Source organism: Rhizobium sp. TH2 (assembly GCF_024707525.1).
Lineage (GTDB): Bacteria > Pseudomonadota > Alphaproteobacteria > Rhizobiales > Rhizobiaceae > Rhizobium_E.
The window spans coordinates 52,485-65,188 of the sequence record NZ_CP062233.1 but is presented as its reverse complement, the minus strand read 5'-3'; the positions used below and the strand labels follow the sequence as shown (position 1 = coordinate 65,188).

General features: G+C 57.8%; 14 protein-coding genes. 10 read left to right on the top strand and 4 right to left on the bottom strand.

Annotated features, from left to right (window positions below):
• Positions 1–96: 96 nt before the first annotated feature.
• Positions 97–333: a hypothetical protein gene (locus tag IHQ71_RS30340; protein ID WP_258163439.1), complete on the bottom strand. Its 237-nt coding sequence runs from the start codon at positions 331–333 to the stop codon at positions 97–99.
• A 449-nt stretch (positions 334–782) separates the two neighbouring features.
• Here IHQ71_RS30340 and IHQ71_RS30335 point away from each other — a divergent pair, with 449 nt between their 5' ends.
• The gene (locus IHQ71_RS30335; protein WP_258163438.1) at positions 783–1,364 is read left to right on the top strand and encodes a cysteine hydrolase family protein; all 582 of its coding nucleotides are present in this window, start codon (positions 783–785) and stop codon (positions 1,362–1,364) included.
• Positions 1,365–1,462: 98 nt separating this feature from the next.
• On the opposite strand, the gene IHQ71_RS30330 is transcribed toward IHQ71_RS30335, so the two are convergent.
• On the bottom strand, positions 1,463–2,011 hold the full coding sequence (locus IHQ71_RS30330) for a DUF4142 domain-containing protein (protein WP_258163437.1): 549 nt from the start codon (positions 2,009–2,011) through the stop codon (positions 1,463–1,465).
• 159 nt (positions 2,012–2,170) lie between these two features.
• A complete protein-coding gene (locus tag IHQ71_RS30325) occupies positions 2,171–2,401 on the bottom strand; it encodes a general stress protein (protein WP_258163436.1) in 231 nt (76 codons plus the stop codon).
• A 359-nt stretch (positions 2,402–2,760) separates the two neighbouring features.
• Between IHQ71_RS30325 and IHQ71_RS30320 the strand changes: the two genes are divergently transcribed.
• Positions 2,761–2,967, top strand: coding sequence for a hypothetical protein (locus IHQ71_RS30320; RefSeq protein ID WP_258163435.1), 207 nt, complete (start codon positions 2,761–2,763; stop codon positions 2,965–2,967).
• Positions 2,968–3,608: 641 nt separating this feature from the next.
• Here the strand turns inward: IHQ71_RS30320 and IHQ71_RS30315 are convergent.
• The gene (locus IHQ71_RS30315; protein ID WP_258163434.1) at positions 3,609–3,800 is read right to left on the bottom strand and encodes a hypothetical protein; all 192 of its coding nucleotides are present in this window, start codon (positions 3,798–3,800) and stop codon (positions 3,609–3,611) included.
• Positions 3,801–4,685: 885 nt separating this feature from the next.
• Here IHQ71_RS30315 and IHQ71_RS30310 point away from each other — a divergent pair.
• The 8 genes from IHQ71_RS30310 (at position 4,686) to IHQ71_RS30275 (ending at position 12,668) form a co-directional block, all read left to right on the top strand.
• Positions 4,686–4,913: a DUF2934 domain-containing protein gene (locus IHQ71_RS30310; protein ID WP_258163433.1), complete on the top strand. Its 228-nt coding sequence runs from the start codon at positions 4,686–4,688 to the stop codon at positions 4,911–4,913.
• Positions 4,914–5,493: 580 nt separating this feature from the next.
• The gene (gene catE, locus IHQ71_RS30305) at positions 5,494–7,653 is read left to right on the top strand and encodes a catalase C (RefSeq protein WP_258163432.1); all 2,160 of its coding nucleotides are present in this window, start codon (positions 5,494–5,496) and stop codon (positions 7,651–7,653) included.
• 72 nt (positions 7,654–7,725) lie between these two features.
• Entirely contained in the window at positions 7,726–8,514 is a 789-nt protein-coding gene (locus IHQ71_RS30300; protein WP_258163431.1) for an SDR family NAD(P)-dependent oxidoreductase, read from the top strand.
• Positions 8,511–8,846 carry a hypothetical protein gene (locus tag IHQ71_RS30295; RefSeq protein ID WP_258163430.1) on the top strand — a complete coding sequence of 112 codons (336 nt, stop codon included), beginning with the start codon at positions 8,511–8,513 and terminating at the stop codon, positions 8,844–8,846. Before IHQ71_RS30300 ends, IHQ71_RS30295 begins: the two co-directional genes overlap by 4 nt.
• A gap of 96 nt (positions 8,847–8,942) precedes the next feature.
• Entirely contained in the window at positions 8,943–10,439 is a 1,497-nt protein-coding gene (locus tag IHQ71_RS30290) for an alpha-amylase family glycosyl hydrolase (RefSeq protein WP_374990084.1), read from the top strand.
• Positions 10,440–10,532: 93 nt separating this feature from the next.
• Positions 10,533–11,033, top strand: coding sequence for a ferritin-like domain-containing protein (locus IHQ71_RS30285; protein WP_258163429.1), 501 nt, complete (start codon positions 10,533–10,535; stop codon positions 11,031–11,033).
• Between the two features lie 61 nt (positions 11,034–11,094).
• The gene (locus IHQ71_RS30280; protein ID WP_258163428.1) at positions 11,095–11,754 is read left to right on the top strand and encodes a DUF6766 family protein; all 660 of its coding nucleotides are present in this window, start codon (positions 11,095–11,097) and stop codon (positions 11,752–11,754) included.
• Complete coding sequence (locus IHQ71_RS30275; RefSeq protein ID WP_258163427.1) at positions 11,751–12,668, top strand: NAD(P)/FAD-dependent oxidoreductase; 918 nt, start codon at positions 11,751–11,753, stop codon at positions 12,666–12,668. The genes IHQ71_RS30280 and IHQ71_RS30275 overlap by 4 nt, the downstream gene beginning before the upstream one ends.
• The last annotated feature ends 36 nt before the right edge of the window (positions 12,669–12,704 follow it).

Here is a 12,704-nt window from a genome sequence, read left to right as displayed (position 1 = left end):
GGCTACGCATGCGGCTACGGCGGCGAGTGCCAGAATTCTCATCCTCGTGTTTTTAGACCCCGTATCGATCTTCATAGTTCGGCGCTCCTTCTTCGATCAGCCGACACCCGAATCAACCTCGACCGCTCCGGCCGGGAGTTCATCGGATGTCCCCTCGGGGCCGGAGCCTTGCTTGCTCGCCGCCATGGCGACGGACGAGGCCAAGGCCGCGAGAGTTCTTGCGCTGACAAGCCTTTTTGTCGCCGTCGCGAGGATGTCGGCGACCTCGAGATCGACCAGTTCGCGCAGTTCCTCCTGACGGAGATGTTCGATGTTTCCGTTGTTGCTACCCATTTCGCCACAACTTCGAAATGGCGCGAGAGTTCCTGAAGGCTCCGGAGTGTTCCATAGCGCACAATTCGGTTCAAGTTACAGGTCGACCGGAACCGAGGTGGCGTTGTCGCTTTTTAGTGGCGATGAAGGGTCGAACGAGCCGTTTGACCTCACGTCGAAAGCTCAGGTACCGAGGAGAACGAAATGTCGAAGAAGGAAATCGAGGCTAACGCACGCGGGCAGTACGCCAAGTCACGGGCCGACCCGAAAAGCGACGGCGTGGCGAATGCGATACCCCTGACGTGACTGGCTATGACGATGCTACGTTGTACAAGTCGGAGAAGAAGCAGTCGCCGAATCCGGGCTTTGATGTCCGCACGCAGACCAATAAACGCGATTGATACCCCAACTAATCAAACCGTCAGGGATCCGCGAGCTAACCGTCGCCGCGACATGCCGAGGAAATAACCATGCGACACCCGGGCAATTGGATTCATCTGTGCGTAGACATGCAACGCATGTTCGCCGAGGACACGCCGTGGCGGGTTGCATGGATGGAGAAGGTTTCGCCCGAAGTCATAGAGGTGGCCGGCCGTCACCCAGAACGAACGATCTTCACGCGGTTCGTCCCGCCTGAAAACCCGGAACAGGCAGTCGGCGCTTGGCGCGCCTACTATCGGAAATGGCAGGAAATGACCCGAGAGCGCCTTTCCCCCGAGATGATCGGCCTGATGCCGGAGTTGGCGCGTTTCGTACCGCCAGGCCGCGTATTCGACAAGATGACATACTCTCCATGGGTCAATGGAGAGTTGGACAGGCGGCTGCAAGCGGAGAGCATTGAAACTATCGTCTTTACCGGCGGCGAAACCGATGTTTGCGTCCTCGCCGCGGTCCTGGGAGCGATCGACCTCGGTTACCGCGCGATTGTTCTAACGGACGCGGTCTGCGGCAGCGCCGACGAAACCCATGACGCGTCGCTCAAACTGCTCGGGGACAGGTTCTCCGTTCAGTTGGAATTGTTGCCCACCGACGGTTTCCTGTCGCGCCTATGATAGAGAAGGTGCCGTGGGTCCGACCCGGCGCTGAGCGCGAGATCGGATATGCATGAGCATGGCGCAGCTATGACGGCCGTCCGGCTCTTGCCGTGGGCTCACTTCGCATCCGTCATCATCTGCAGGTGATCGATATGTTCCTTGATTTGGCCACGAGCCAGCTTGGTCACGCTCAGGCGCTCGCGGTTCTGCCCGACCTTCAGGTATTCTTCCTGGATCGCGAGAAGCTTCCTATGCCCATCAAGCTGCGCGGCAACATAGGCGTGGTCGAACTCGGCGCCTGAAGCTGCCTTGAGTTTGTCGAGCGTTGCCTTGCCCTCTGCATCCAGCATGGCCTCCACTTCGGAATCGGACGGAGGCTTCAACGCGCCTTCAGCTTTGCCCTCAGACTCCATCGATTTCAGGATGTCGGCGATTGTCTCCTGTTCAGCGACTTCCCATCCCGCGAAAGCCTTCACCATCGGGTCGGTGGCCTTCTCTTGGGCGACACGGCTGGTCGCAAGCGACAGCGATCCGGCCTTCTTGGTGTCCTCGGCATGCTTCTTTTCGGGCGTCATAGCGGTGCCCTGCGCACGGGCGACGGAGGCGAGCATGGCGGGGAGGGCGGCCAGCGCGACGGTAGTCTTGAGCATATGTCTGCGGTTCATCGATGTTCTCCTGTTGTGGCGGGATCGATAACCTCCTCATCGCACGAAGGTTCCTGTACGGTAGCGGACCAGCTCGGTCGCTTTGCCATGTTAGTTGTCACGGGGTCTCGGCCCTGCGCGCAATCGTGCGAGTACATCCGTGGTCACGATTGCTGACGGTCAGCGATTGCCGCCGTTGGAATTCTCGCCACCCTCTTTACCAGCCTCCGAAGCGCGTTCAGGATCATTCTTGAAGTTTCCACCGGAAGCCTGACCACCCTTGCTGGCGATCTCTTTCTGCTTGTCATCATCCATCGAAGCAAAGCCGCGCTTGGACGTATCGCCGCCCTGGCTGCCACCTTGATTGTTACCACCTTGGTTACCAGCTTGGTTTCCACCTTGATTTGCCATTTTCTTACTCCTCATGGAAAGGGGATGATTCCCCGCGCCAATAACAGAGGACACGTGAGTAGGTTTCGTCTCAGTCCGGAACCGTACAAGAGCCGGCATTCGGTGCGCTGACACGCGTCGGTCTCACAGGTCAGTTGCTGTTCTGGAGCCTCTCGGTGCGACATCTTGGCAGGCGGTTTTGCAGATTTCGGTCTGCCGTGTTTCAGGGACGGGACCGTAAAACGCCATGGCTCGGTTTTGTGCTGGGCCTGATTCACCGCTATTGGAACGATATACTCTCAGGATCGAACGCTGCCATTCTGATTGCCGATTTCTGAAGTAAGTAGATAATGTACGTCATCTCAAGCGGGGGCGGGAAGATGAATACACCGTTGCAGCCAGAGCAGTTCGATATTGTTCATGGCGTGTTCAAGCGGCTTGCGGGCGAACCTTGGTTCAGCCGAGACATTGTGAGACAGCAGCAGTTTGCCAGCTACTGTTTACATACCTATCAAGCGGGTGAGACCGATCCCGATCGTCTCTTCGAAGCATGCGAGCGGATGGCTCGCGAGACATTTAGGACCTGAAGGAACTGTCAATATCGTAGCGCGTTCATGCGCCGTCCAAACCTCAGACTTGCCCGGCTGCTTCGGCGGCTGGGCTCCACTCCTCCCAAGATGTTGTAATATGCCGATGAAGTAAAAAGCGCGGATGGTCCCACGCTCAGACACGCTATTTGGTGTCAGACGCCATCCGTATCCCTGAAACCAATCAGAAGGATCGAGATTCACTGATCGCGCGGCTATAATCTGAAATGGAATTCGTGACTGGTCACGGCGTTGTCAGGGCACGAATCAGCACGGCTGTACGAGGCATGCGAACTCGCGGCTTCTACCGCCATAGATATCGCGATCGAACGCGCGATAGTCCTCGAACGGTTCACCATTCAAATCGATCTCATCCAGCCACGTCCGCCGCCATCGAGATTTTCTTCTGCCATGATGATGCCGGCTAGTAGGTCATTTAGTTGCTTGGGCATTTGCCGGATCAGGGTCTTTGCCCGCTATAACGGCCTGATTTTCAACCCCGTCCCGCGAAGGTTCGATCGCCTCGTCAGTGCTATAGCCTGCATTGTTGGCTCGTCCAGCAATTCAGAGACGCGGTCATCGAAGGCCGACTTGAGTTCGATCTTTCCGGATCATCGAGGGCGCGGTGGGTAATAGTGCGCTCAGTCTTTCAGGTCCGGCGTTTGGGCATTTGTGCCCGGCGATCCACCGTTTGGCGGCTGGACGGTTTTGACCATCGGTAGCTTCGTCTCTGGATCGATGTGGAGGGCATTGTCGCCCCTCAACACGGGTTGGTGAAACTTCCCGGAGCCTTCGGTGGTTTTTGGATGGCCAAGATCCTTTTCGTTAGTCATAGCGCTGTCCTATCCTGTTGTGACGACTTGCCCATCGCCAACGGACGACTGACTGTTCCCGGATTTCTTATAGTCTGGCTTCTGCCGTTCTTCACGCGCAATTGCGAGAACACATTGGGCGCAACCCGGGCAGGCAAGGTTACCAGGGCCACAGTGGTTGTTAAGACCTGAGAGCGCTTCATTCCCTTATCTCCGATCGGTGTGCCGTCGTAATTTCGGAGGATGGTTTAAGTTCCCTGTCCGGTTGTTTCGTACGATCCGGTGTCCTTCTCGAGTCAAGCGTGGGTGGCCGAACCAGCAAGCCGCCGCGAGGGCGCGCGGGCGCATCAGGGCGCTTGGGGTATAGCCGGCCCATCCATGGTTCATACACGGGAGCGAACGGACGCTTTCGGTACGCTATCGACGAGAGCGACATTAAGGTTTCCGCGAATTTCGCGGTGTAAATTCAACGCCCGGATATAATCCAATGCCAACCGCATGGCGCCGAGCAATGGAATGCACAAGATGGCAAAAGCGAGGGCGAGCGGTCGAAGCCGATGCTCAACCGGAACAGGGAGAGAAGTCGAAAGTGGTTCTTTGTCGATCTGCACCCTACGAAGCCTTTGCGATCATGACACGACACGGGTTCGGAGTCGATTGATCGTTCGCCGCCACAGCACGTCCGCCATCGGTCAACGATGAATCCCGGCTCGCGGGGAATGGTCCCCTTTTGAGGAATAAGGGCAGTGCAAAATCAGGGGAGAAGCCTAGCGGAAACCAGAGTGGCAAAACTGGCCTTTGCTGTAAACCGACTTTTAGTGCGATACCGTACGGTCGTTGTCTTGCACCGTTTCAATAGGAACATACATGAGGTTTCCCGGTTATTTTCGCCGAACGGAGGCTCCGATGGACGATAGCGAAGAAGCGGTAAGGCTGCGCGCCTATCAAATCTGGGAACGTGACGGGCGGCCCGATGGCGAACATGAGTCCCATTGGCAGAAAGCTCTGGAGGAGCTCATCCGCCCTGCGGGGCGACCAGTGGAAACCACCGTCGTGACGACGGGGCCACAGTCGCTCGCCCAGCCGAACTCGTCAGTGAACAAACGTAATGTCGAAAAAAGAAATCGAGGCTGACGCACGCGGACATTTCGCTAAGTCGCAAGCCGCTGCCAACAGCGACGGCGTGGCGAATGCGATCCCCACTAAAGTCACGGGCTACGATGATGCCACCTTGTACACGTCGGACAAGAAGACTTCGCCTCACCCAGGCTTCGACTTTCGCAACCAGACTAACAGCGACTGACCACTCCGAAGTCAGCCAGAAACGGAGAGTTCTTCAGCAGCGTGCTTTCCATCAGCGATGGAGGCTGCCCCGTTTCCAGGGCAAGTCGATCGTATGTTGCAATCGCCGGCCTCTGCCTGTGCCCTCTGGAAACTCGGTCGGCGAGCCGACCGTCGCCATAGATCCTTTGACACGGACACCAACCCATCTGCGAGAGGTCCGCCTCGCAGGGTTGGAAGCTCGATTCCAATCAAGACTCGAAAAAAACTCCGGCGCTCAGACCTCATCGTTTCCCGAGATTGTCCGTCGTCGACGGCTCGCCGCGCACCGTCGCAAAACCGGACGTTCGAGTGTGCGGTATCGCTCAGGAACTTGTCACGCATTTCGGTGTTTTCGACTCCAGCGAATTATGCGCAACCTGGGAGCGTTCCAATGGCCAAGAAAATTTCGCCAAACTTATCACCGAAAAAGTCCGCCAGCGGTGAGGCGGTGATCCACGACCAGACGCTGTCGAGGGGAGATGGAGGGGAACTTCATCAGGTCGCCGAAGATGGATATCCTATCTTGACGACCGCCCAGGGAGGCCCGGTCGCGGACGATCAGAACTCTCTCAGGCTCGGAGCGCGCGGCCCTCTTCTCGTGGACGATTTTCATTTCCGTGAGAAGATTTTCCACTTCGATCATGAGCGCATTCCCGAGCGCGTTGTGCATGCCCGTGGTTACGGCGCGCACGGTTTTTTCGAAACCTATGAGTCGCTTGCCGCCTACACGCGCGCCGACTTGTTCCAGCGGCCCGGTGAGAAGACGCCGGCCTTCGTCCGCTTCTCGACAGTTGCCGGAAACAAGGGCTCGTTCGATCTGGCACGTGACGTTCGCGGCTTCGCGGTGAAGCTATACACGCAGGAGGGAAACTGGGATCTTGTCGGCAATAACATACCGGTCTTCTTCATCCAGGACCCAATCAAGTTTCCTGACATGGTGCATGCGGTCCAGCAGGAACCGGACCGCGCATTTCCGCAGGCCCAGAGCGCGCATGACAATTTCTGGGACTTCATCAGCCTGACACCCGAAAGCATGCACATGATCATGTGGGTGATGTCCGATCGCGCGATCCCTCGCTCGTTCCGCTTTATGGAAGGCTTTGGGGTTCACACATTCAGGCTCGTGAACGCAAAAGGCGAGTCGACTTTCGTCAAATTCCATTGGAAGCCGAAGCTGGGCCTCCAGTCTGTCGCTTGGAACGAAGCCGTCAAGATCAACGGTGCCGATCCGGACTTCCACCGCCGCGACCTTTGGAACGCCATCAAGTCTGGCAATTTCCCGGAATGGGAACTCTGTCTGCAGCTCTTCGATCAGGACTTTGCCGACAACTTCGATTTCGACATTCTTGATCCCACCAAAATCATTCCGGAAGAAATCCTGCCTGCCAAGCCAGTCGGCCGCCTTGTCCTCGACCGCATGCCGGACAACTTCTTCGCCGAGACGGAGCAGGTGGCGTTCATGACCCAGAACGTGCCGCCCGGCATCGATTTTTCCAACGATCCGCTGCTCCAAGGTCGCAACTTCAGCTACCTCGACACGCAGCTCAAGCGGCTTGGTGGCCCGAACTTCACCCATATCCCGATCAATGCGCCGAAGTGTCCGATGCATCATTTCCAGCAGGACGGCCACATGACAATGCGCAATCCGGTCGGGCGCGTGAACTATCAGCCGAACTCTTGGGGCGAAGGACCAAGAGAGTCTCCGATCAGCGGCTTCACGCATTTTCCTGCCGAGGAGCAGGGACAGAAAGTACGACTGCGGCCAGAAAGCTTCGCCGACCATTACAGTCAGGCGCGGCAGTTCTACATCAGTCAGACCCCACCGGAACAGCGTCATATCCAGATGGCTCTGACATTCGAGCTGAGCAAGGTGGAAACACCTGTCATCCGCGAGCGCGTGGTGTCGCATCTTATGAACATCGATGAGACCCTGGCCAACGCTGTGGCGCAGAAACTCGGCTTTCAATCGATGCCGAAGGCTGCCGATGCTGCCATGCCCACGCGGCAGGACCTAGACCCGTCACCCGCGCTCAGCATCGTCGAACGCGGACCGAAACGCTTTGAAGGCCGAAAGCTCGGCATCCTGATTTCGGATGGAGTAGATGCCAATCTGCTCAAGGGTCTTCAGGATGCCATTGTTGCCGCAAAGGCGCAGTTCGAACTCATTGCGCCCAAGGTCGGCGGTGTAACCGCCTCCAATGGGAGTTGGGTTCCTGCCAACCACATGATCGACGGCGGCCCATCGGTGCTCTTCGACGCCGTTGCTTTGCTCATCGCTGCTCCCGCAGTCGACGACCTCGTCAACGAGGCGGCGGCGCGGGATTTCGTCGCCGACGCATTCCAGCATTGCAAGTTTATAGGTTATGTTGGCGACGCTAGGCCGCTCCTACAAGTGGCTGGCATCGCGGATAAGCTGGATCAGGGGACGATTGAGCTTCCCGGCGAGAGCCTCGCAACCTTCGTTGAAGATCTGGGAAAACTCCGTGTCTGGGCACGGGAGCCGAGCGTCAAACTCGGCAAAGCGTCGATGCCCCCCCGAAGTAGCGACTAGCTATTATTCACATCGGTTTAACAGCGTTGGCCGAACCATCGGCCAGCGATCGCAAACCCCTGGAGGCTCGAAATGAAACTCGATGAGGGCCGCAAGGTCGCGCTTGTGACCGGAGCCGGATCTGGTATCGGCAAAGCGACGGCAACAGCGCTTGCCGCAGACGGATATGCGGTCGGGCTGCTCGGCAACAACCTCGAGGATGTCATTCCTCTTGCCGGCGAACTGAAGGCGCTCGGGTTCATTGCGACCGCGCTGAAGGCGGATATTTCCGTCGAAAGCGAAATGCGCAAGGCAGTCGAGCATCTCATCGCGGGATTCGGAAGGCTAGATGTTGTGATCGCCAATGCGGGGATCAACGGCGTATGGGCTCCGATCGACGACCTCAAGCCGGACGAGTGGGACCGTACATTCGCTGTCAATCTCAGGGGAACATATCTCACGATTCACACGACGGTTCCCCACCTCAAGACGGTGGGTGGCGGTGCGATAGTAGTCGTGTCCTCGATCAATGGAACGCGGACGTTCACCACGCCCGGCGCGACCGCATACACGGCGACCAAGGCTGGGCAGGTGGCAATGGTTCAGCAGCTCGCCCTGGAACTGGCGCGCCACGGAATACGTATCAACGCGGTCTGCCCCGGAGAGATCGAAACCAATATTGACGATAACACCTCCCTGCGCGGCGAAGAGGAAACAGCAATCCCTGTCGAGTGGCCGGAAGGCCAGGTTCCGATCACGGGCGGCAAACCGGGAAGAAGCGAGGATGTCGCCGCGGCGATCCTCTTCCTGGTATCCGACAAGGCGCGGCATATCACTGGCTCGCCCCTTTGGATCGACGGAGGCCAGGGGCTGTTGAGATGAAGGACGAGCTGCGAGCATATACCTGTGGACCGACCTTCATGGCCGGCGGCGGCACCAGATTCCGCCTTTGGGCGCCGGCCGAGAAGGCTGTCGCGCTCAGGATTGGAGGTCGCGACATTTCCATGAACCGCATGGACGATGGCTGGCACCAGGCTGAAATCGACACGCAGCCTTTCGGGCAGGATTATATCTTCGTGCTCTCAGATGGTTTGACAGTACCAGATCCTGCCTCCTGGTGGCAGATCGACGTGCTTGGTCCATCCATCCTGATTGATCCAAACCAATATCGATGGACGCACGAGACGTGGCAGGGGCGGCCGCGTCTTCTATGAGTTTCACGTCGGCACCTTTACGCCGGAGGGAACCTTTCGCGCAGCTATCAGCCATCTGCATGACCTCGCTGATACGGCTTCACCGCTATAGAAATCATGCCGGTGGCGCATTTTCCGGGTCGTCGCGGCTGGGGCTATGACGGCGTTTTCCATTATGCTCCATTCAATCCCTACGGCAGCGCGGACGACCTCAAAGCATTTGTCGACGCGGCGCACGGCCTGGGATTGACGGTGTTTCTGGACGTCGTCTACAACCACATTGGTCCAACTGGGAATTTCCTGTCGAAATACGCACCCGAATTTTTCCACGAAGATAACCCGACGCCCTGGGGATCAAGGATCGCGTTCGCCAATGAACCGGTCCGGCGCTTCTTCATTGAAAACGCAATCTATTGGCTGACCGAGTATCGTCTCGATGGTCTGCGCCTCGACGCGATCGACCAGATCGATGACGACAGCGATGTTCATTTCTTGGCGGAACTTTCGCCCAAGACGCATGCCGCCGTGACGGACAGGACGATACATCTCATCACCGAGAACCCCGCCAACGGCACCGACCTCCTGGTGGAAACGGAGCACGGAACACGCCTATACAAAGCCGACTGGAACGATGATTTCCATCATGCCATTCACTCCGCCGTCACCAAAGAAAACAGTGGCTATTACCGGCCGTTATCCGAAGAGCCCTGGAAGAACGCTGGCCGCACGTTGGCGCAGGGCCACCTCAGGCAAGGCAAGCGAATACTGCCCATCGAGCCGCCGCATCCGTCTTCACTACCCACAACAAGTTACGTTCATTTTCTCCAGAACCACGATCAAATCGGCAACCGTGCCCGAGGCGATCGGCTGCACGAGAACCTCGAGAAGAACCTGTACATGTCACTCGTGGAAATGCTTGTTCTGTCGCCACAGATACCTTTGTTTTTCATGGGCGACGACCACCTCAGCAGCCGGCCTTTTCGGTTTTTCGCGGACTACGATGGAAAACTGAGGTCCGATGTTTGGAAGAACCGCGAAAGGGAGGCGTTGAACTTCGGGGGCTTTCCCGACGGCTTCGGAGCGGATGAAATACCGGACCCCTCTGACCCAACCACTTTTGAAAATTGCAGACGGGATCGGTCCGAACAGCGGAAGCCAAAGGCGCGGGAGTGGCGGGGTTTTCTGAAGCGTCTGTTCAAAATACGGGCGACCGAGATTGTTCCCACGCTTGGCAAAAGTATGCGGGGCGGCGAAGTCTTGGACGCGCCGGACGGCTGCATTTTTGTCGATTGGATTTATCCCGGGGAGTACTCAAACTTCGTGCCAATTTTTCGCCTGATGATGTGTCGCTGTCCAAGCTCACGGAGAAGGAAATATATCGCAATACGGGCGCCATGGGCAAACGGGTGCTCAGTCGGCATGGCGTGCGGATGTTCAAGAGCTGACTCAGATCGTTGGAGTAGCGCGCGGAGCATTCATTCAAGTTGTCTGCCAACGAAACCCGCGATGTCAGGTCTGCCGTGCGACATCGTGATCAACTTAATTCCCTGTGCGTGTACGATCTCGTACACAACGGGCCCGCTTGGCCCATTCGTTATGCCTGCGTGGAACTGAGGCCGCCGATTCCCGTTGAATCGCTGTCGCGGGATACGCCCCAGACATTACTCCGCCGTTTTGGCGAACACCACTTTTGTCAGGAGTACACTCATGCCCATCAAGACTTTGGAAGACCTGTTCACAGATGGCGTCAAGGACATCTATTACGCCGAACGCAAAATCATTGCCGCTCTCAAGAAGATGAGCCGTGGCGCCAAATCGCAAGACCTCAAGGCCGCCTTTGACAAGCATCTCCAGGAGACCGAAGGCCAAGTCGAACGGCTGGTGCAGGTATTCGAGCTTCTCGGCAAACCCGCGCGCGGCAAGACGTGCCCGGCAATCGACGGCATCCTCGAAGAGGGCCAGGAAATCATGGAGGAATTCAAGGACTCCGAGGCACTCGACGCGGGCCTTCTGGCAGCCGCGCAGGCCGTCGAGCATTATGAAATCGCCCGTTACGGCACGCTGAAGTCCTGGGCCATGCAGCTCGGCAAGAATGATGTCGCCCAACTGCTGGAAGCAACTCTTCTCGAAGAGACCAACACCGACCAGGCGCTGACGCAGCTTGCGGAAGCGAAGGTCAATGCGAAGGGCAAGCAAAAGGCAGCATGACTATGAACAGACGGGCGGCGCTCCAGGCGCCGCCCGGTCTCGCGTGCAGGTGGAGTTTGCGATGAAAGTCTTGAAGGACAACGGACTGACGATCGTCCTCCTGTTGGCCACGTTCGCCACGGTTATCGGCATGATGTTCACGGGTCATTCGGTTTACAACGAAGAGCTATCGACCCACGGTTCATCTCCCATCGCCCTATTCGCATACCTCGCTACAGGTCATTTCCTGTCGGCGTTGTTTGAAAATTGGGAGAGTGAATTCCTTCAGATGAGCGCTTATGTCGTGCTCACCGCATACCTCTTTCAGCGGGGCTCGGCGGAATCCAAAGACCCGGACGAGGTCTCGCCACAGGACGCTGATCCTGCGGACGAGGAAGGAAATCCGAATGCTCCGCTCGCGGTGCGAATGGGTGGCGTTTCAAGGAACCTCTACTCCTATTCCCTGGGCTTGGTCCTCCTCGGGCTCTTCATCGCAAGCTTTGTCATGCACCTGCGGGAGAGCGCGGCTGCCGAAGCCGCGGAGGCTTCGTTGCATGGGCGCGCGGCACCCACGACCTTGGACCATATCTTCAGTGCGCAGATGTGGTTTGAATCCTTCCAGAATTGGCAGTCGGAATTTCTGTCAACCGCCATCCTGATCTTTCTCTCGATTTTCCTCAGGTTCAGAGGGTCACCCGAATCCAAGCCGGTATCGGCTCCGCATTCCGAAACGGGAGCGTGATCGTCGCCATGGTTGATGCCCTCGTGATCGGCGGCGGACCGGCCGGACTCACCGCAGCGCTTTACTTGGCGCGGTTCCACTTATCAGTGGTGCTTGTCGATGCCGGAAACAGCCGCGCGGCGATGATTCCGAGGTCGCACAATCTTCCGTTCTGGCCGGAAGGGATCAGCGGCGTAGACCTGTTGCGCCGGATGAGGGAGCAAGTGGTCGCCTATCCCGTCGAAACGATCGACGGTCTTTTGCAAGACTTGCGGCCGTTGCCTGCGGGCTTCGAGGCTCGCGCCGAGGGTTCAAGCATCCTGGCGAAGGCTGTCATCCTGGCCACGGGCGTGCGGAACCGTGCGCCGAGCCTGACGGAGCGAGATCACGCCGACGCTCTCCAGCGAGGGCTCCTCCGGTACTGCCCGATATGCGACGGCTATGAGATTACGGACAAACACGTCGCGATCGTGGGAGAGGGAGACCACCTCTACGCGGAGGCGAAGTTTCTCAGAAGCTATACCAGATCGGTCGCTATCTGCTCCGAGAGTGGCGCGCTTGCTGTCTCACCGACGCAGCGCCAGGCTCTCGAGGCGATCGATATCGAGGTCATTGATGATCGGGTTGATCAGTATTCTCCGCGGGATGGTTTCATGGAACTACGGTTCGGGGACGTGACCAGGCGGTTTGATGCTGTCTACGCCGCGTTCGGCCCGAACGTGCGTTCGACTTTGGCTGCCAATGTGGGCGCTGATGTCAGTTCGGAAGGATGTGTTCGGGTTGATGGTCATCAAAGAACCAGCGTCCCGGGATTATACGCGGCGGGCGATGTCGTCCTGGGCGTAGACCAGATCGGTCACGCAATTGGCCAAGCCGTCGTTGCGGCGACCACCCTGAGAAACGATCTTAGTGATCACGCGCTGTTGCTTCGCTGATCCGTCCACCCAGATCTGAGCAGATGGCGAAGCAGC